This is a genomic window from Algoriphagus sp. 4150 (assembly GCF_031457395.1).
Classification (GTDB): domain Bacteria; phylum Bacteroidota; class Bacteroidia; order Cytophagales; family Cyclobacteriaceae; genus Algoriphagus.
Genome location: NZ_JAVDWS010000002.1, coordinates 619,145 through 638,345 on the forward strand (window position 1 = coordinate 619,145; position 19,201 = coordinate 638,345).

At 41.2% G+C, this 19,201-nt stretch carries 15 protein-coding genes; 11 read left to right on the plus strand and 4 right to left on the minus strand.

Features of this window, described 5'->3' with window-relative positions; genetic code table 11:
• Positions 1-7: 7 nt before the first annotated feature.
• A complete protein-coding gene (hemW, locus tag J2X69_RS05990) occupies positions 8-1,129 on the minus strand; it encodes a radical SAM family heme chaperone HemW (RefSeq protein ID WP_310099986.1) in 1,122 nt (373 codons plus the stop codon).
• A gap of 46 nt (positions 1,130-1,175) precedes the next feature.
• Between hemW and J2X69_RS05995 the strand changes: the two genes are divergently transcribed.
• The 8 genes from J2X69_RS05995 (at position 1,176) to gldN (ending at position 10,493) form a co-directional block, all read left to right on the plus strand.
• Positions 1,176-2,879 (plus strand): BamA/TamA family outer membrane protein, encoded by a 1,704-nt coding sequence (locus J2X69_RS05995; protein WP_310099989.1) that lies wholly within the window; start codon positions 1,176-1,178, stop codon positions 2,877-2,879.
• Positions 2,880-2,881: 2 nt separating this feature from the next.
• The gene (locus tag J2X69_RS06000; RefSeq protein ID WP_310099993.1) at positions 2,882-4,003 is read left to right on the plus strand and encodes a DUF4271 domain-containing protein; all 1,122 of its coding nucleotides are present in this window, start codon (positions 2,882-2,884) and stop codon (positions 4,001-4,003) included.
• 31 nt (positions 4,004-4,034) lie between these two features.
• Positions 4,035-4,808 carry a uroporphyrinogen-III synthase gene (locus J2X69_RS06005; protein WP_310099996.1) on the plus strand — a complete coding sequence of 258 codons (774 nt, stop codon included), beginning with the start codon at positions 4,035-4,037 and terminating at the stop codon, positions 4,806-4,808.
• Positions 4,809-4,884: 76 nt separating this feature from the next.
• Positions 4,885-5,865, plus strand: coding sequence for a type IX secretion system membrane protein PorP/SprF (locus J2X69_RS06010; protein ID WP_310099999.1), 981 nt, complete (start codon positions 4,885-4,887; stop codon positions 5,863-5,865).
• 169 nt (positions 5,866-6,034) lie between these two features.
• Positions 6,035-7,129, plus strand: coding sequence for a gliding motility lipoprotein GldK (gene gldK / locus J2X69_RS06015; RefSeq protein WP_310100002.1), 1,095 nt, complete (start codon positions 6,035-6,037; stop codon positions 7,127-7,129).
• A gap of 52 nt (positions 7,130-7,181) precedes the next feature.
• Positions 7,182-7,988 (plus strand): gliding motility protein GldL, encoded by an 807-nt coding sequence (gene gldL, locus J2X69_RS06020; RefSeq protein ID WP_409014393.1) that lies wholly within the window; start codon positions 7,182-7,184, stop codon positions 7,986-7,988.
• 39 nt (positions 7,989-8,027) lie between these two features.
• Positions 8,028-9,641 (plus strand): gliding motility protein GldM, encoded by a 1,614-nt coding sequence (gldM, locus tag J2X69_RS06025; RefSeq protein ID WP_310100009.1) that lies wholly within the window; start codon positions 8,028-8,030, stop codon positions 9,639-9,641.
• Between the two features lie 33 nt (positions 9,642-9,674).
• Positions 9,675-10,493, plus strand: a complete 819-nt coding sequence (gene gldN / locus J2X69_RS06030; RefSeq protein WP_310100012.1) for a gliding motility protein GldN — start codon at positions 9,675-9,677, stop codon at positions 10,491-10,493.
• Positions 10,494-10,511: 18 nt separating this feature from the next.
• Here gldN and uvrC read toward each other — a convergent pair whose 3' ends face one another.
• The 3 genes from uvrC to J2X69_RS06045 all read right to left on the minus strand — a co-directional run bounded on the left by uvrC (position 10,512) and on the right by J2X69_RS06045 (position 17,305).
• On the minus strand, positions 10,512-12,317 hold the full coding sequence (gene uvrC / locus J2X69_RS06035; RefSeq protein WP_310100015.1) for an excinuclease ABC subunit UvrC: 1,806 nt from the start codon (positions 12,315-12,317) through the stop codon (positions 10,512-10,514).
• A gap of 62 nt (positions 12,318-12,379) precedes the next feature.
• Positions 12,380-14,686, minus strand: coding sequence for a transglycosylase domain-containing protein (locus J2X69_RS06040; RefSeq protein WP_310100018.1), 2,307 nt, complete (start codon positions 14,684-14,686; stop codon positions 12,380-12,382).
• A 3-nt stretch (positions 14,687-14,689) separates the two neighbouring features.
• Positions 14,690-17,305, minus strand: coding sequence for a gliding motility protein (locus J2X69_RS06045; RefSeq protein WP_310100021.1), 2,616 nt, complete (start codon positions 17,303-17,305; stop codon positions 14,690-14,692).
• Positions 17,306-17,450: 145 nt separating this feature from the next.
• Here J2X69_RS06045 and J2X69_RS06050 point away from each other — a divergent pair, with 145 nt between their 5' ends.
• The 3 genes from J2X69_RS06050 to atpB are packed head-to-tail and all read left to right on the plus strand — an operon-like array spanning position 17,451 to position 19,168.
• Positions 17,451-17,678: an AtpZ/AtpI family protein gene (locus tag J2X69_RS06050; RefSeq protein WP_310100024.1), complete on the plus strand. Its 228-nt coding sequence runs from the start codon at positions 17,451-17,453 to the stop codon at positions 17,676-17,678.
• Positions 17,679-17,722: 44 nt separating this feature from the next.
• Positions 17,723-18,106 (plus strand): hypothetical protein, encoded by a 384-nt coding sequence (locus J2X69_RS06055; RefSeq protein WP_310100027.1) that lies wholly within the window; start codon positions 17,723-17,725, stop codon positions 18,104-18,106.
• Between the two features lie 18 nt (positions 18,107-18,124).
• The gene (gene atpB, locus J2X69_RS06060; RefSeq protein WP_310100030.1) at positions 18,125-19,168 is read left to right on the plus strand and encodes a F0F1 ATP synthase subunit A; all 1,044 of its coding nucleotides are present in this window, start codon (positions 18,125-18,127) and stop codon (positions 19,166-19,168) included.
• Positions 19,169-19,201 lie beyond the last annotated feature (33 nt).

Below are 19,201 nucleotides of genomic sequence, written 5' to 3' on the forward strand. Positions count from 1 at the left end.
GCTGATGTCAAACGAAAAGTGCTGCTGCAATACTATCTGCAAGAAGTTTTCCGCTTTTGCTCAAAGATAGGTTTTTATCCTTCCAAATGAGCCAACCCTCGGCATCCATCTTGGTCAAAAGGTCTTTTTTGGAAAAGAGAAGGTCTTTTCCGAAATCCCGGTGGATAACTCCGAAATCTATCCCCCACAGTGTCCTCAATCCGGTAAGGATGTATTCATTCAATCGCTCTTCATCTGAAAGGTTATCCACAGTAAATGGGATAGCGCTGCCCTTCATGCTGTTCAGATATCGGGAGTTGCTTGAAGGATTTGCTCCTCTGTTTTTTCCGTCAAAAGAATGAGCGCTGGGACCTACACCCAAATAGGGGACACCTTTCCAGTAGTTGGTGTTGTGCAATGCGAATTGTCCCGGCTTGCCGAAGTTGGATACTTCGTATTGAATGTAGCCTGCTTTGTTGGTTTGTTCTTGTAGTATTTCAAACTGCTCAGCCACAAAATCCTCCTCAGCGGGCTGGAATTTCCCTTTTTTCGTCCAGTTGCCCAGCGCGGTTTTAGGTTCTACAGTGAGTGCATAACTGGAAATATGTCCAGGATCCTGAGAGATAGCTTCGGATAAATCACGCTTCCACAACTCGTGGTTTGGCTGTGGATAACCATAGATCAAATCCAGACTGAATTTCTCAAAACCCATTTTCCTAGCTTTTGAAATAGCAAATTTCGACTCTTCGGCAGTGTGGGCCCGATGGTAAAATTTCAAAACATCTTCATCGAAACTTTGAATACCCAGACTTAGCCGGTCTATGCCCAGACTTTTCCACGAATTCAAATTATCCACATTCAAATCGTCGGGGTTTGCCTCCAGAGTAACCTCCTGCCAATCCGAGTTGTACGTTATTGAAATTTGGTTTAGGATTTTTTCAATCAATAGCGGTTGCAAAAGAGAGGGTGTTCCCCCTCCAAAGTAGATAGTCTCTATTGGGGTTTTTTGAAAGTAACTTGCTCTTAATTCTAATTCACGACATATCATTTCAGCCATCTGATCCATGTTGTCCAGATTAGTACTGAAGTGAAAATCGCAATAATGGCAAGCCTGCCTACAAAAAGGAATGTGAATGTATATGCCCGCCAAAGTGAATTATATTATTTTGCAAATATAACCAATCCGATCCAGTCCTTTGAAAACCTCCATTTTGGCATGTGTCCTTTTTTTTCTTGCCGGAGGATTGATTTGCGAAGCGCAAAATAGCTATTGGGTAAAGATGCTGAGTAATGATACACAGCCCAGTACTGATTGGAAGGCTTTTTCTTCTAAAGCAGCAGGCGATAAATACACCGATTCTATTCAAAATTCTTTTCAAAATGAGGGATATCTGGAGCTTTATATCGAGAGAGAAATGATAGGGCCTGATTCTTTACTGATGAAACTCGTACCGGGAGAGAAATATTTTTGGGAATCAATTGCCCAAGGAAATGTTCCGGAAGAATTTTTCAAGAATAGTGATCCACTAACCCGGGAATATTCCTCCGCTTCACGGCTGATGCGGCATGTGATTATAGAATCTGAGAATAGCGGCTACCCTTTTGCCCAGGTAAAACTGGATAGTATTCAGCGAAATGGCAATGCACTTACGGCGGTTTTCGCCTATGATGCCGGTCCGCTTATACTTTGGGACAGTGTGAAAATAGAAGGCAAAACCAAAACTCAGGGAAACTATGTGCAGAATATAACCCGGATTCGGCCCGGTCAGCCTTTTTCCCAAAAGCAATTGGATGAGGCTAGTCAAGTGCTTAGCCGCTCTCCTTACTTTCGGCAGACCCAGCCTCCCGGAGTCAATTTTCAAATCAAAAAGGCTCAGGCACTAATTACTTTAAGCGACAGAAACACCAATGTGCTGGATGGAATAATTGGCTTGCTGCCCAATGCAAACGAGCCTGGAAAATTGCTAATTACGGGGCAGCTTGACTTGGAATTATTTCATTTGGGAGGCAAGGGAAGAGACGTGACATTGCATTGGCAGCGTCTGAATATAGAAACCCAGTCTTTGGACATTTCTGCCAAAGAATCATTTTTGTTTAATTCACCACTGGACGTTCGGGTAGGATTTAATCTGCTGAAGCAAGATTCCTCTTTTTTAAGCAGGTATTTAAGTTTGGACTTTGGCTATCACTTGAGCACGAAAAGCTACCTGCGGTTTTTTACCAAAAGGCAATCGAGTGATGTCCTCAACACGGAAGCTTTTCGTGACGTGACCGAGCTTCCGGATATAGCAGATTATCGATGGAATCAGTATGGGGTAGGTTGGATTTGGGATAAACTGGATTCTCCCTATTTTCCAAGGCGGGGATTTTTTCTTAGTGGTGAATTTGCCATGGGAAACAAAAAGATTCTTGAAAACACGGGATTTCCACGGGAGGTGTATGCAAATCTAAATTTGAACAGCCCTCAGTACATGGGGAAGGGAGTGATAGAAAAGTATATTTTCATCAAAAAAACTTGGGGAATGTGGTTAAAGGGAAGTGGGGGCTTTACCGAAAATCAAAATTTGTTGCTAAATGATTTATTCCGTCTGGGTGGATTGAAGAGTGTTCGCGGATTCAATGAGAATTTCTTTTTTGCGAGATCTTATGGCTACATAAACATGGAGCAGAGACTTTTTTTTGGGGAAAACTCATTTCTTATGGTTTTCACTGACTTTGGGATTCTGGAAAACCCGTACTTTGCACCTGCGCTGGACAAACCCGTCTCTTTCGGCGCCGGTATCAATCTTGATACCGGCGCCGGTGTCTTTCGATTTATTTACGGAGTCGGAAAATCTAATTTACAACCCTTACAATTCTCCTATTCCAGGATACACTTTGGCTACCTAGCCAGATTTTGAGTATGAAAAAAATGATCAGCAAGTCGCTAGTTATCCTGTCACTACTAGTTGTGGCAGGGCAGCATGCATTTTCACAGGTTTTGGAAGATTACAATCCTCAATGGAAAGAAGGCGAGCGCGAGACTTGGTTTAGTTCTAATGATAGATTGATGTTGGATCTGGATTTGGAGACTTTTCCTTTAGCCTATTTTTCTTTTGAGTTTCCGGATCACTCCGTGGTTTTTGTGGGGGAGAAACTTTGGTTTTTCACGGAGCAGGATACCGCATTTACAACCCAAGTGGGAGAGTTCAAAGAGGAATTTTCGGGAGACAGAGCAAACCTTACTGTTTTTAAAAACGGGATTTCTTCTGAGCAGGCAAGTGTAAGGAAAATATTAAAATTTCAGACTGCTGAATCGGGCACAGAAGAAATGGAGATGCGGATAAGCAAGAGAGATTTTGACCGGCAGAGTATCCGTGATTTTTTTTGTGTAGGATTGCTGGTTTGCTTACTGCTGATCACGCTTTATAAACTGGCTTATCCGTTTATTTTTGCGATAATGATCAAACCTATTTCTTTGCTGAATGCCGAAGATTTTTCTGAAAGCGGGAGCTTGCAAAAGTTTTTTTCAGTAGATATTTTGTTTTATGTCTTTATAGTAAATATGCTTTTGTCCCTCGCGATGGTGACAGGACTGGTCGTCTTCCGTCAAGAATGGCTGGAAGCGAGAATCGAACTTGGTTTTGGGGTGCTGATGATAGTATGGATCGGAGGGGCTTTTTTTCTTTTACTACTTACTATTCTCAAGTTTACAGCCATCAAAATGTTGTCTTTTTTGTTTGATTTGGGAAAATTGGAATTCCCTCATTTCTTTTATTTGCTACGGTTGGTGGCAATTACAACGATAGGGTTGATTCTAGTGTGTGCGTTTTTCCTGTTAAATGAATTTTCAGCGATCAAAACGGCTTTGGAACTCTTGTTTACGGGGTTTTTCTGGATGTATATATTAGGTCTCCTAGGATTGTTCTTAATTATGGTGAATAGACTGGGCTTTAAGAAATATCATTTATTTACTTACCTTTGCATCGCAGAATTAGTGCCCTTTTTAATCTTGGCCAAATTGGTGCTTGATTTGGGTCATTGATTCCGGTAATCACAAAAGGAATAATAGAAGCATGAGCGCAGTTACCAAAGACAGGTTTAGACCGGTAAAAAGTATTCTAGTATCTCAGCCGGCCCCGGCGGATGTAAATTCTCCCTACTTGCAATTGGCTGAGAAATATAATCTGAAAATTGACTTTCGTCAGTTTATCAAGGTTGAGCCGGTTGTGCCGAAAGAATTCCGAAAGCAAAAGATTGATATTTTAAAGCATACAGCGGTAATCTTTACAAGCCGCAATGCGATTGATCATTTCTTTGCAATCTGTAAGGATTTCAAGATTGAGATGCCTGCAGATATGAAATATTTTTGTATTTCTGATCAAACGGCACATTATCTCCAGAAATATATCGTAATCCGAAAACGTAAATTGTTCGTAGGTCAAAAGACAGCACAGGATTTATTTGATTATTTCAAAAAGCATAAATCGGAGAAGTATTTATTCCCGTGCTCTGACATCCGAAAGGATGATATTCCCGAATACATGGAAAAGAATGGGATTGCATTTACGGAAGCTATAATCTACCACACATTGGAGGCGGATCTGTCGGATTTGGCTGATGTGAAGTACGATATCTTGGCGTTTTTCAGTCCATCGGGGATAAAATCCCTAAAAATTAATTTCCCTAATTTTGAGCAGGGGGATACAAGAATTGCTGCTTTTGGTCCTACCACGGCACAGGCTGTGAGAGATGTGGATTTGATTTTGGATATTGAAGCTCCTATGCCAAATGCCCCAAGTATGACCGGCGCATTGGAACTTTATATTAAAAAGGTGAATAATTTGTAAAACATAGAATCTAAATCTGTGGTTTTTCAGTTAAAATTCTTAGAATAGTTCTTACGTTGGACGAAACCACTATACAATGATTCAAAAAGGCCATTCAAAATACTTTTTGAGATATTCCATTCTCTTGTTATTCTTTTTTGAGATTTCTTCGCTGATGGCCCAGCAGGATCCTCAATTTACTCAGTACATGTATAACGGCATGTACTATAATCCGGCTTTTGCGGGTAAAGAAGGTGGGTTTAGATTCTCTGCTCTTCATCGGTCACAGTGGTTGAATTATACTACAAATTCCGGACAGGGAGGAGCGCCTGTTACCCAATTGATAACAGCCCAAGGGAGAGTTCAGGGGAAAAATATTGGATACGGGCTTACCCTTGTCAATGATCAGATAGGAGCTGTGGGAAACCTGGAAATTAATCTCCAAGGCGCTTATCACAAAAAGCTCAATAGAGCTACATTGAGTTTTGGTGCGTATGCAGGGATGTATTCCAGTTCAATAGATTATGGGGAGCTTATAGTGGTGAACCCTGAGCCAAACCTCCCGAATTCGGGAAAGGAGAGTCAGATTAATTTCAATGTGGGTGCCGGGTTGCTGTTTGATGCCCGTGACTATTATATAGGGTTGAGCAGCAGACACATTAATGAGCCAAACTTTGATTTTGGTGATGGTTCTTATGCGAATCAGTTGAAGAATCATTCCTATTTGTTGCTGGGATATAGGTTCAGACCGGTGGGGCAGTTGGCTATTGAGCCGAGTTTGTTTTTAAAAACAGTCTCTTTTAATAATTTTTCTTATGAAGTGAGCGTTATTGCTACGCATCAAAATAAGATAAGTGGAGGGCTTGGTTTTAGAGGGGAGGAATCGATTTCTTTTATTCTTGGGTACAGCCTCCTGCGAGACAATTCACTCAAATTGGGATATGCATTTGACCTTGTATTTAGTGGTGTTGAAGCCAAAACGCCTACTAGTCATGAGCTGATGCTTCGGTATGCATTGTCTGATATGAGTAGGGAAGTGCAACGTGTAATCCAAAGAACTCCTAGGTTTAGATTTTGAAATTGTCTGAATATAGTAGAGTTTTGTATAGGGTGAGTTTTAACTAGGTATTATCATTGTCCCATATTTTGGCAGGTTATTTGCATTATTGTGCCAAATTCAGCTAAATTTCGAATCTTGAAAATATTTTACACAGCGTAATTATTTGATGAACGAAAAAACGTCATTTATGTATAGAAAAAATAATGTTCGCTTAATGTCCGTTACCTTAGGGTTGGCATTGGTGACGCTTTTGCCGGGGTGCGGTCTTTTTGGTAAAAGAGGTTCTGCCAGCGAAAAGCTAAACAGAAGAGGAGAGGTGACGGGAGTTCCAAAGCGTACCAACTGGCAACAGAATCTTCCTTACGACATGGTTCCCGTTAAAGCAGGAACTTTTTGGATGGGACAGGCTGATGAAGATATTGCATACACGCAATCCGCGCTCAACAAACAAATTACCATTTCGGAATTTTTCATGGACAAATACGAAGTGTCCAACAACAAGTACCGTCAATTTTTAGAAACTGTGAAAAGTGGAACCTATGAGACCGGTACACCAACCACCTTGAAAGATCCTCCTCAGTTGAATTATGAAGAGCTTAAGCCGGACACTACTGTCTGGTCTACAAGCTTTGCTTACCATTACGGAGATCCTTTGATGGAGTTTTATTTTGATCATCCGGCTTTTGATAATTATCCTGTAGTAGGAGTTTCATGGGATCAAGCCAAAAAATATTGTGAATGGAAAACCTATCATATGCGGGCAAACGATGACAGCGACTTTGACGGTCCTGCATTTCAGCTTCCGTCCGAGGCAGAGTGGGAGTATGCTGCCAAAGGAGGCAAAGACATAGCCAAGTATCCTTGGGGTGGTCCTTATTTGAAAAATAAAAGAGGTTGCTTGCTGGCTAACTTCAAACCGGGACGGGGTAATTACATAGATGATGGATTTGCTTACACAGCTCCTGTAGATGTATTCTCTCCAAATGGCTATGGTCTGTATAATATGGCCGGTAATGTGGCCGAATGGGTACTTGATGCTTATGCTACTACTTCAAGCTCCATTATGTGGGATTTGAATCCTGTGTACGAAGATCCAAATGAACCGAGAAAAGTGGTAAGAGGCGGAAGCTGGAAAGATATTGCACACTACTTGGAGACGAGTACAAGAACCTATGAATACGAAGATGTAGCTCAGGCACACATTGGATTCAGAACAAAAATGACATTCATTGGCCGTTCAGGCGCGATGGACATAAAAAGTTCTTCACGAAGAAGAAGATAACCTTTATCCTATAACAAAAACAACTACCTAACAACTTATTACTTCATTTCACATGGCTAGTAACAGCAACTCGTTTTCAGCAAAATTTTATTCCAGCATAATGCCAAAGATTTATGGTATTGGTGCTGCTGTGGTTATTCTCGGTGCTATGTTCAAGATTTTGGATTGGGCTGGAGCCAATTGGATGATTGGTATTGGACTAAGTACTGAGGCATTTATATTTTTCCTATCCGCATTTGAGCCACAACATCAAGATGTAGATTGGTCTAAAGTTTATCCTGAGCTAGCAGGTGATGCACCAGGCGCACCAAGAGTTCAAAGAGTAGTAGCCGGTGGAGGCGATCAAGTTTCTCAAAAGCTTGACGAAATGCTTGCGAATGCCAAAGTAGGTCCTGAATTAATCGAAAGTCTGGGTAAAGGAATGCAGAATCTTGCTGTTTCTGCTGAGAAGATGGGGAATCTCTCCGACGCTGCCGTGGCTACCAATGAGTATGCTACAAATGTAAAATCCGCGGCCAAGACTTTGGTGGACATGAATGCTTCATATAGCAAAACTGCAGCTGCACTTACTGAAATGTCTTCCGCGTCTCAGGATGCCAAAGCGTATCATACACAAGTGGTGACTGTCACCAAAAATCTTTCAGCCTTGAATTCTGTCTATGAAATGGAACTTCAGGATGCAAATAGTCATGTAAAGACATTGAATAAATTCTATGCGAATATGACTGCTGCGATGGAGGGTCTTTCTGAGGCAGGTAAAGAGACACAAGCATTTAAGACTGAATTATCAAAATTGAATCAGAACGTAAGTTCTTTGAATAAAATCTATGGTGGAATGCTATCCGCTATGAAAGGTTAATTTCTCTTCAATTCATTTAAAATCCATTAAAACTTAACAATGGCAGGAGCTAAAGAGACACCTAGACAGCGGATGATTGGTATGATGTACCTGGTTTTGACGGCCTTATTGGCCCTCCAGGTAAGCAACCAGATCCTCCAGAAATTTGTGTTGATTAACGATGGGATGGAAAGAACCTCCCGAAACTTTATCAATAAAAATGAGAATGCTGTAGAATCAATTAAATATACAGTAGATCAGCAGGGAAATAACGAGAAGGATGTTCCTAAGGTTGCGGCTTCTGAGAAGATTAGAGAATCTACGGCAGAGGTTTACAACTACCTTGAAGATTTGAAACAGCAATTAATTTCCCAGTCCAATGCGAAGGGGGATGATGGTGTATATCAGAATTCAAGTTTGAAGAACACAGAAATTGCAGGTAATATATTTGCCAATCAAGGTAAAGGTGAGGAAATGAAGGCTAGGCTAAATTCCTATCCACAGGAGATTACTGAAATTTTGGCCAGTGCCGGAGTTCCTGAGCTGAGTTTTTCTCCTATTGCAAAGGATGCAAAAGATATTCCTCTTTTTGCAAACAATAATGAAACGAAAAATAAGGATTTTGTCGCTTTAAATTTTGTGAAATCTCCTGTAGGGGCAGTAATGGCCTTGATCTCCCAATATCAAAATGAGGTTTTGAATATAGAAAGTGAAGCACTTACTGCTTTAGCTAATACAATAGGTTCATTCTTCTTCAAGGCAGATGTGACTGAGGCGAGAATTGCAGCTTCATCCAATGTGGTAGCAGCAGGTACCAAATTTGAAGCTGATATGTTTATCGCTTCCAGTTCTTCTACTGCGCTTCCTACGATGACTTATGATGGGAAATCAGTTCCTGTCGATGCAAAAGGTTTTGGCAAGATTGAATTTACCGCTGCTCCCGCTTCAAGTTATGATGATAGAGGATTGGCAGAAAGAGTACTGAAAGGTGAAATTATTACCAATGTAGGTGGTGAAGACAAGGTTCTTCCTGTAGAGTACAAGTACTTTGTCGCTCAGCCTGTGATCAAAGTTTCATCGGAAGTAGTGCAACAGCTTTATGCTGATTGTGCCAATGAGCTTCTGATAGAAGTGCCTGCATTGGGTAATACGTATTCTCCGGAGTTTGCGGTGAGCAATGGACAGTCTATCAAAGGAAGTAAGCCTGGACAGCTGACGGTAATTCCGGGAGGATCCGGAAAAGTAAACATTGGGGTTAGCAGTGGAGGAAATAAAATCGGTGCAGTTGATTACGATATCAGGCCGGTTCCTACCCCTTCTCTAGTTCCTGTCACTGCCAATGGATCGGAGCTTGATCTAAGCCAGGCTCAAGCCATCAGTTCTTTGATGGGCCTTAAGCTTCAGGCCAAGGCAGAACCTACATTTGCAAGAACAATGGCTAAAGATGCCAATTTCGAAGTGACCGGCGGTGAAATGAGACTGTTGAGAAATGAAGTTCCAAGACAAACAGTTCAGATCTCAAGCGGTAATAATTTGGCAATGCGCTCGTTATTGGAAAGCGCCAGAGCCGGTGATGTTGTTGTATTTGAAATCAGACAAGTGACCAGGACAAACTTCAGAGGAAATAAGATTCCTTCAGAATTAAGACAAGTTGTTCCTATTCGCGTTAAGTAAGACGTAATTAGGGATTAAGATAAACGAATGATTATGAAAAAGTTTCTTCCAAAATTAATCTTGTCCCTGCTTGTAGCAGCAGGCATTGCACCTCTTACAAGTGAGGCGCAGATTGCCCCTACAAGCGTAAGTCCTTCGGGATATGGAGATCGTCAGTTCAAGATGGATACAGTCTACTCTGCCAAGAGAATGAGAGAAGACGATAAAATGTACCAAATTGGTGTATGGAGAAGGATTGATCTTCGGGAGAAGTACAATAAGTCTCTTTACGGATCAGGAGATACCAAATCCAATGGGATAGTAAATCAAATCTATAAGGCTATTGTAGAGGAGAATGCTTTGGAAGTTTTTGCTGACGAAGAATTTACACGTCCGTTGTCTATCGCTGAATTTCAGGACAATTTCTGGTTAAATGCTACAGGAGACAGTATCTTCTCCAAGCAGCTGTATTACATCGATTTTAGAGAAGATTTTGTTTTTGACAAGCATCACTCAACTTTGGTATTTGATATCAAGCACCTAGAATTGGTTATGCCTTCTGAAACAAATTCCAACGCAGGGCAAAAATCCATCGGTTTCATTCGCTACAAGGATTTCTATGATTATTTCAAAGATCATCCTGAGGCAAGATGGCTTAATTTCCAAAACCTATCAAAGAGCTTAACTTATGATGAAGCTTTTGAGACTAGATTGTTTAGGTCTGTGGTCAGGAAATTCACTAATTCGGAGGAGGCACTGATTGCTGATCTTGTCTCAGTGGATCATCCGAATCCCGAGATGCAGGCTTATATAGATGCGTTATCATTTGAATACAAGTTATTGGAATACGAAAACTCCCTTTGGGAGTGGTAATATAAAAAGGGGCTTTTTTTAAGCCCCTTCATTTTTTTCTTTCCATTCTATCAGCATCTTCGCCCTACTGGCCCCAATGACCTTAGCTATTTCCTCTTCACTGGCTTCACTGATTTTTTTTACCGACTTGAAGTGACTCAATAGATTGTCAGCTGTGCTTTGTCCGATTCCCGGAATAGCAGTCAATTGAGTACCAAAGGCATTTCTGCTTCTTGTGCTTCTGTGGAAGGTAATGGCAAATCTATGGGCCTCATCGCGGATTCTTTGCAGCAGCCTTAGACTTTCGGATTTCTTGTCGATATGAATAGGATAGGAGTCTCCCGGAAAGTAGATTTCTTCCAGTCTCTTGGCAATACCTATGATGGGCATCTGGCCATATACGCCTAGTTCTTTTAGCGCTTCTACAGCTGAGGATAGTTGTCCTTTCCCACCGTCGATTACTACCAGCTTGGGCATGGGTTTACCTTCTTCCAGCAAGCGTTTGTATCTTCTGCCTACGACTTCTTTCATGCTGGCGAAATCATCCGGTCCCACTACAGTTTTGATATGGTATTTTCGATATTCTTTTACCGCAGGTTTGCCATTGAGGAAGCAGACCATGCTGGCGACGGGATTCGTTCCTTGGATATTTGAGTTATCAAAACATTCAATATGATCAGGGATTTCAGGCAGACTCAAATCCTGCTGAAGTTGCCGGATCACACGGTCTTTTTTGTCTTGATTGAGACCAAGAAGTAATGCTTTTTCCTTTTTATAGTAGAGAGCATTCTTCAGCGAGAGTTCGATTAGTTTTTTCTTATCCCCGATTTTAGGCATGAATACATTCAAACCTTCTATAGGCTCAGTCAATTCTATGTTCAACAAGACTTCTTCAGCATCACTTTGGAATTGATCCTGAAGTCGGATTAATGCCGTTAAAAGCAACTGCTCATCGGGCTCATCCAGTTTCTTTTTAAGCTCTACGTTTTTAGAGGTGATCAAAGCACCGTTTTTCACTCTCATGAAATTCACATATGCACTCTTCTCGTCGGAGACAATTGTGCATACATCCAGATTGTTAATTGAAGGACTTGCTATAAGTGATTTTGCCTGATATTTTTCTAATGATTCGAGCTTTTCCTTCATTTTCTGAGCTTTTTCAAATTGCAAGCTCTCTGCATGATGCTGCATTTCCTGCTTGAAATAAGTTTTTGCTACACTCAGATTCCCTTTCAAAATATGTTTAACCTGCTCTAATTCCCTTTGGTAGTCAGCTTCTTTTTGAAGCCCTACACAAGGCCCCAGGCAATTTCCGATGTGATACTCCAGACATACTTTATATTTCTCCTCGGCTATTTTATAAGGCGATAGATCCAGCTTGCAAGTTCGGATGGTAAATACGTTTCGGACCAAATCCAGCACAGTATTCATAGCCTTGACACTTGCAAAGGGACCATAATAGCTGCCTTTGCCGGGAATCATTTTTCGGGTGGGGAAAAGTCTCGGAAAATTTTCTTTAGTGAGCAGTAGATAGGGATAGGTTTTATCATCCCTTAGGAGGATGTTATACTTGGGATGAGTCTTTTTTATGAGGTTATTTTCAAGTAAAAGCGCGTCAAATTCACTGTTTACTATGGTGATCTCTATCCTTCTTATTTCTTTGACCATTTTTCTGGTCTTGAGATTTACTCCTGCGTTTTTATTAAAATAACTCCCAACCCTTTTTTTAAGACTTTTGGCTTTGCCTACGTAGATCAATTCATTTTCCTCATTGAAATACTTATACACACCTGGATGGTCTGGGAGTGTCAAATGCTCAGTAGGTAAAAAGGAGGAAGATTGCATGGTCTAAAATTAAAAAAACAGCCTTGGATTAAGGCTGTTTTTCTAGGAGGATTTATGTTTTTCTAGAAATCATTTTTCTGAGAGTCGTAATCAAAATCAGCAAATCGTTGGCTTTCTTTCTCGTACGCATCACAGTCAATCTCTATGCTTAGCGGTCTGTCAGGTCTTGGAAAAGGCCCCTTAGTATATCCTAAGCTTTTATCTTCATATACTTTTGTCATATAATTCACCCATATAGGTCTGGCGGTTCTGCCGCCTTGACCGGCTGTCCAGCTTCTAAAGTGAATAGCGCGATCATCTCCTCCTACCCATGTTCCACTGACTAAATCTTTGCTGATACCCATATACCATCCATCGGAAGCATTTTGGGTGGTCCCTGTTTTTCCTCCAAGTTCATTGCCTTCCCGTAATGAATAAGGTACTCCTTGGCTGGTTCCTCCTCCTTCTTCAAAACCACCCCTTAGCATGTAGGTCATGAGGTAGGCATGCTCTTCACTCATAGCAGGTCTCTTTTTGGCAGTGAATTGCTGAATTACATTTCCATTTTTGTCTTCAATTCTGTCTATGTAGAATGGAGTTGTATGCTCGCCTTTGTTGACAAATGTCCCAAAGGCTCCTACCATCTCGAAAATAGACACATCGTTTACTCCTAGGGCCAAAGAGGGTACTTCCTCTAAATCACTGGTGACGCCCAATCTTCTTGCAGTTTCGACCACTATTTTAGGGCTTAGTTTCTTCATCATATAGGCAGTAATGGAATTGACCGACTGCGCCATTGCCTTACGAATTGTCATTTTCTGGTAAGTGAACTTCCCGTCGGCATTGGAAGGACTCCAAGCAGGCTGCCCAGGGATATATACTTCCACAGGTTGATCGATTACGCTGTAGCAAGGGCTGTATCCATTCTCAATAGCCGCCGCATATACGAAGGGCTTGAAGGTAGAGCCCGGCTGTCGCTTGCCTCGTTTTACGTGGTCAAACTTGAAATACTTATGGTCCAATCCGCCAACCCAAGCTTTGATCTGGCCGGTATGTGGATCCATGCTCATAAATCCTGCCTGAAGTAGCTTCTTATAATACCTAAGCGAATCCATGGAACTCATAAGGGTATCCACTTCTCCTTTTTCCCACGAAAAGACTTTCATTTTCTTCTTTTCATTCAGCTTAAGGTTGATTGAATCAGTTTCGTCTCCATACCGTACTTTAAGCAAACGATAAGCCTCTGTCCGCCGTACTGCATCTTCGATGAAATTTGGGATCACACGGTTGCTTCCATCTACCCATGGGTCTCTAGTGCCCATCTCTTTGTAGAAAAGAGTTTGAAGAGATTTCATGTGATCTGCTACGGCCTCCTCTGCATATCGCTGCATTCTGCTATCAATGGTGGCATACACCCTGAGACCGTCCCCATAGAGATCATATGCACTGCCATCGGATTTTAAGTTTTCTTTAGTCCATTTGATTAGATCAGCCTTTACAATTTCCCGGAAATAGGTAGCCAAGCCCTTGTTTTGGTTCGCCACACTGTAGTTCAATTCTATGGGTAACTTGGACAAAGAATCAAATTCCTCTCTTGTGAGGTTATTGTTTTTCATCATTTGGGCAAGCACGGTGTTTCTTCTTCTCAAGGAATTTTCAGGATTGTAAACGGGGCTGTAGTACGATGGCGCTTTGAAAAGGCCTACTAATACCGCTGCTTCCTGGGTGGATAGTTCTGAAGGCTTTTTGTTGAAAAAAGTCTCTGATGCTGTTTTGATTCCAAAAGCATTGGAACCATAATCGGAAGTGTTGAGATAAAGTGTCAGAATCTCATTTTTGGTGTACGCTTTTTCCAATTGAGTCGCAACAATCCACTCCTTGGTTTTAATAATGAGCATACGAAGAACCGGGACAGAGCTAAGTAGCCCATTGCTTGCGTCCGTTCTTGTCTTGAAAAGATTTTTGGCTGTTTGCTGGCTTAAGGTAGAACCTCCTCCCGTAGCCTGTCCCAGCAGAATAGACTTGAATAGAACCCTCATCATTGCCTTCGAATCGATTCCCGAGTGCTCTTCAAACCGAACATCCTCAGTGGCTATCAATGCTTCAACCAGTTTGGGAGAAAGCTCATCATAGGTGACCGGACTTCTGTTTTCACGAATATATCTTCCCAGAAGCAATCCATCGGAAGAGTATAATTCTGACGCTATCTGCGAGTCAGGATTTTCCAAGGCTTTAAAGTCAGGAAGTGTTCCAAACAGCCCCAGAAAATTGATACTAATCATCCATACAAATAGAATGAAACCTAAAAACCCTGCTGTAAAGGCGATCCAAAGGAACTTAATAGTCTTGGGCACCCAAGAGGAAGATTGAGGTTTTGCTTTGTTACTCATAGTTTACTTATATGCGGACTTGAAAAAAGTCCTATATTCTTCTAAATTTTTGCTTTTGTTCAATGCCTGAAAGTTTTCAATTGAAATCACAAATGAATTGGACTTTACCTCATCAGGCAGTCCATCGGATTTGAATTCTTTTTGAAACTTGCTATAGTAATTCTTTGCTTTTGCAGCGTTTGAAAATGGGCTGATGATGAAAATTGCATTTTCCCTATTCATATTCATATTTCCGGTTCTTAATCTTTCCTTGGAGAAATTGGTAGAATGAAAACTCTCTAAGTCTGCCAAAAGACTTTTAGCACCTTCAGCCTGGCCCGGATCCATCGCAATCACAAAGATATGTGTTGTGGTTTCACTGTATTTATACCCTGTCGAGACCTCATTTTTCCCATTTTCCGCCACCTTTCCATTTTCGACTTTTGTGGAATCCGCTTCCTCTATTTCTTTAGGATTCAGTTCTGCCAGTTCAGACTGCGATAGCATTGGTTTTAGCATATTTCTTGCCAATTCTACCAGATTTGTATCTTGAGCGTTCTGAATATAATTTTCAAGCCGTTCTCTGTACCTGATGCGGGTATCCATTTTGCCGGTGACCATGATGTCAAGCAGCAGCAGCCGCTCAGTGTTTCGGGTAAGGGGGTACTCTTCCAATGCGGATTTTATAATGGCTTTACTGATCTGATATTGCCCATCATAGAATGCATCATATGCTTGTTCATACCTTTTTGAAGATTCCACATACGCCAGATTGCCTGATGCTGCATCGGGATTATTTACAGAATACGTGTACTGGGATTCGGGGAATTCCCGGTTGAGACGGCCGACATATTGCTGTGAATTACCTCCCAAATCTTTTTGTGCCAAATACAATAAATAATATGCTTCCGGCTTTCGGGAAGAATTGGGATAGTCGCGAACCAAGGTTTCTAGGTTTTCAATACTTTGCTCAATTTCTTTTAGATCAAAATATAAAAGTTTGCCCAATTCAAAATAGGATTCCTCCAATTCAAGATTCAAGGTTTCTATTTGTTCGGGAGAATTGGGGATCTTGGCCAGTAAGTCTTCTATAGTGGGTAGTTGGCTCACAAGACTTTCTTCTTCTACAGCTGTATAATCTTCTTCGGAAGGCTCTCTCAGCGGTGGAGGTGGGCTTTGGAAGCTTGCAGCACTTCTTCTCCAATTGTCCTGTAAAGTCCTATTGCCCCAAGTTCTCCTGAAGTCTATTGCTCCCTGCTGCATAGCCACGCTATTGTGGAAGTAAAATGATGACCCGGAACCTCTGTCGCTGAATGCTAAAAGATTGTCAAAAATACTTGTGCTTTGTGGCTTTTGGAGTGCCTTTGCTTCACGCAAAAGGCGTTCCTCTTCGGATTTGATGTAGTTTTCCGCGACTAGTTTTTGCTCGTCAGAAGTCAATTCTGCTAAAGTTAATAAGCTGTCATTGCCGTTGATCCGTTCGTAGTGGAATACATACTGATCTAGAGACTCTTTTTGATTTGTGATTGCAACAGCGATTGGATCGCTTTCATTAATGAATGTGAGTGCAGAATCCAGATAATATTTGGTCGCCCGATAATTTTTGAATTCGGTAAGATTTATTTCTGCGAGTTTCTGGTAGATATAGCCTTTCACCCTTGGATTGCTCCCCGGTTCCTTTGCAGCTTGGTGAAGTAAATCAAGAGTGAGTACGGTGTCTCCCTGCTTTTCCTCAAAAAGAGCCCTTTCATAGATTACTACATCTTTCAAATCTCTGTTTTTTGGATCTTCGTAGAGATCGTTGTAGTACTTTCTCACTTTCCTCACGTCCTTAGAAGCATTTAATTCTGCTACCTGTTGGGCATAAAGTTGGGCATAGAAGCTACGTTCATACGGGGGATTTCCTGCCAGGGATTTTTCATAATATTCATAGGCCAAGGCATCGAAACCTTCCCGTTGATAACGCTGAGCCAAGATGAAATTAATTCTGGATTTCTCTTTTTTGCTTTGGGAGTACTCTATAGCCTTGTCCAATGCCCCGATCACACCGCTCTTATCACCTCTTTTTTCATAATAATAGGCAAGCGTTCTATAGAGGTCGTATCGGTTTTTTTCTGAAATTCCTTTCTCTTTAGAGAGGTAATCAATGGTGAAGTTAGCATTTTCGAATTCCCCCTGATCTACATAGAGTCGAAGCAAGGTGATCAGTGTCTGATGCCGTAGGTCAGCATTTTTGGAATTCACATTGACATACTTGAAGGTGTTCTGGGCATCATCAAAGTGAGACTGGTAATAATCAAGCTTGCCGAGAATATAATAACTGTCATCTACCCAATTACTGATTCTGTGCCATTCGATTGCTTTGGAAGCCAACTCACGGGAAGATTGAAGCTTCTCGGAGTTAGCCTGGATAGTAGCGGAATCAAATGGGATAAAAACAGGAAGTATCTGGGTGTAGTCTTCTTTGTAGTTTTGAAAAACTTCACTTTCAACTTCTTTCAATTTCACATCGGCAAGGTAATATGCGTTATAATGCGCAGTCACATTATGGAATGTCCTGTTAACAAAGGTGTTGCGCTCTGAAGAGCACGCCCCGGTAAAAAGTAAAATGGCTATCGCTAGCCCGGAAAATTTCCTCATGCGTTGTTTTGCCCAATTCAAGCAGCAAAATAGGATTTTTGGTTTACTTAGTGAACGAATTTGATGGTCTATTATTTGTGAAACAAGAAGTGAATAGCTGCATGCCAACGAATAGTAGTAAATTGGGGTATTCACAGCCTATTTTATGAGTAAAAAATCCGAAGAGACCCAATCAAAAAGCACACCTGTATATGTCAAATATATTGGGCTTTCTTTTCAGTTGTTTGGAGTAATAGGAGCAGGAACTTGGTTTGGCTGGTGGCTACAGCAAAAAAGTAATATGAAATTCCCCGTGTGGTTGCTTCTTTTTTGTTTTCTCTCCATTGGGATAGCTTTTTATCAGCTGTGGCTTTCGATTCGATCGGATAAGTAGTCGGCAAAAGAAAATTTGGGATAAATTTGCAAAAAATGATTTCCATGGCGTTTAAAACTAACTATCATTTAAAATTTTTCCTACTGACAGGAATTGTTTGTTTACTGATACTTATACTTGGATGGCTGCTGCCTTTTACGATCCATGAAGACATTTGGAAAATCTTGGTGTTTTTGGCCATAACCTCCTATTTAGTGGGAGTTACGAGTATTTTTTTGCTGAAGGGTTCTACGGAAAACCTACTTCAGATAAAATTATTGGGAATGGTAATAAGGATAATTGCCTCCTTATCTTTCATAGGAATCATGGTTTTTATAGGCACAGAGAATATTCTTTTGTTTGTGGTGAATTTCTTTATTCTTTTTTTGTTCTATCTGGTTTTTGATATCTACACCTTTCTGGCTAACTTGCGCCCGATTTCGAAGTAGCCCTCAAAAAAAGAGTAGATGACGCGCAAATTTCTTTACCTAAGTATTTTATTGTCAGCGTTTTTGCTGAGTTTCTCCAGTATGTCTTTTGCGTCTGGAGCAGATTATGAAGATGGAGGTGAAGATCCGACCGGCTTCATCATGCATCACATCAAGGATTCACACGAGTGGCATTTTTTCAATGTTGGCCATACTCACGTGACACTTTCTTTACCTGTGATCGTGTATTCTGCGGATAGAGGGTTGGAGTTTTTCAGCTCTTCTGACTTTCAGGATCATGAGACTCATGCGTTCGGCGAGGGACATGCCCACGAAGGTTATTTCATCGATTCTCATGACCATATGGGTCGGGTAGACGGTGCCGCTTTTACAGATCTGTCTATTACGAAGAACGTTGCAATGATGTTTTTAGTGATAGCGGTGGTGATGATTTTGTCACTTTCTGCCGCTGGACATTATAAGAAAAACGGAGCTGTTGCACCTAAAGGAGCTGCGGCTATAGTGGAGCCAATTGTGATTTTCGTAAGAGATGAGATTGCGCATAAAGCAATAGGTCCCAAGTATAAGAAGTTCGTTCCTTACCTACTTACCTTATTCTTTTTTATCTGGGTGGGTAACTTGATCGGTTTGTTGCCGGGTGCGGCTAACCTTACCGGTAATATTGCTGTGACAGCTACATTGGCTATTTTGACGTTCATCCTTGTCAATGTGAATGGAAATAAGGACTATTGGAAGCACGTTTTCATGACTCCCGGAGTTCCTGTTCCATTATTGTTGGTGATTGTTCCGGTAGAGATTATTGGTTTGTTCACTAAGCCTTTTGCCTTGATGGTTCGTCTTTTTGTGGCGATCACTGCCGGTCACATTGTGATTCTGGCGTTCATTGCGTTGGTATTTATTTTTGAGTCTTATACCATAGGGGTGGTGAGTACCTTGATGGTTACTTTCATCAATATGATCGAATTGTTGGTGGCTACGATCCAGGCCTATGTATTTACGCTGTTTACAGCGATGTACATCGGTTCGGCGGTAGCAGAGCATGATCATGACATTGCTCATTAATTAGAATTTCTTTGTTCAATTTATAAAAAAAAA

Bases quoted from the DNA above. Each gene is read 5' to 3' on its own strand.
- J2X69_RS06000 (WP_310099993.1), top strand. From the start codon at position 2,882: ATGAAAAAAATGATCAGCAAGTCGCTAGTTATCCTGTCACTACTAGTT.
- J2X69_RS06005 (WP_310099996.1), top strand. From the start codon at position 4,035: ATGAGCGCAGTTACCAAAGACAGGTTTAGACCGGTAAAAAGTATTCTA.
- J2X69_RS06010 (WP_310099999.1), top strand. From the start codon at position 4,885: ATGATTCAAAAAGGCCATTCAAAATACTTTTTGAGATATTCCATTCTC.
- gldK (WP_310100002.1), top strand. From the start codon at position 6,035: ATGTATAGAAAAAATAATGTTCGCTTAATGTCCGTTACCTTAGGGTTG.
- gldL (WP_409014393.1), top strand. From the start codon at position 7,182: ATGGCTAGTAACAGCAACTCGTTTTCAGCAAAATTTTATTCCAGCATA.
- gldM (WP_310100009.1), top strand. From the start codon at position 8,028: ATGGCAGGAGCTAAAGAGACACCTAGACAGCGGATGATTGGTATGATG.
- gldN (WP_310100012.1), top strand. From the start codon at position 9,675: ATGAAAAAGTTTCTTCCAAAATTAATCTTGTCCCTGCTTGTAGCAGCA.
- uvrC (WP_310100015.1), bottom strand. From the start codon at position 12,317: ATGCAATCTTCCTCCTTTTTACCTACTGAGCATTTGACACTCCCAGAC.
- J2X69_RS06040 (WP_310100018.1), bottom strand. From the start codon at position 14,686: ATGAGTAACAAAGCAAAACCTCAATCTTCCTCTTGGGTGCCCAAGACT.
- J2X69_RS06045 (WP_310100021.1), bottom strand. From the start codon at position 17,305: ATGAGGAAATTTTCCGGGCTAGCGATAGCCATTTTACTTTTTACCGGG.
- J2X69_RS06050 (WP_310100024.1), top strand. From the start codon at position 17,451: ATGAGTAAAAAATCCGAAGAGACCCAATCAAAAAGCACACCTGTATAT.
- J2X69_RS06055 (WP_310100027.1), top strand. From the start codon at position 17,723: ATGGCGTTTAAAACTAACTATCATTTAAAATTTTTCCTACTGACAGGA.
- atpB (WP_310100030.1), top strand. From the start codon at position 18,125: ATGACGCGCAAATTTCTTTACCTAAGTATTTTATTGTCAGCGTTTTTG.